General features: G+C 42.9%; 1 protein-coding gene. It reads left to right on the top strand.

Annotated features, from left to right (window positions below; genetic code table 11):
* The coding region (locus tag KVT27_RS24100; RefSeq protein ID WP_217582122.1) for a hypothetical protein at positions 1-231 on the top strand (231 nt) is incomplete at its 5' end.
* Positions 232-319: the final 88 nt, after the last annotated feature.

Genomic DNA, 319 nt, shown 5'->3' on the forward strand with positions numbered 1-319 from the left:
CACATAATTGGGTTGGAATTGGGCCAACTTAGTTATGGGTCAATTGGGTCCAAGTTTGAGTTTTATTGGGCCAAGTGGAAGGCCCAAACAATTGTTGGGAAATCTTGGGGCGACATCACATGCACAGCGGAAGATAAAACAAAAAAAACAAAATCCCCAATTTCCCAAAAGGATGTTCATCGTCGTGCGAAGATTGGTGTGCAAAAAATCTGCGAAACAAACTGCATATAGAATAGATTGTGTTACCTAGGGAGATCATATATCCCTATTTCCTTGCAGATCTCTAGGAGAGGATGAAGGAGGTCCAGCGTCCTCCTCT

The sequence above is a fragment of the Lysinibacillus sp. GbtcB16 genome (assembly GCF_019091145.1).
GTDB lineage: Bacteria > Bacillota > Bacilli > Bacillales_A > Planococcaceae > Lysinibacillus > Lysinibacillus fusiformis.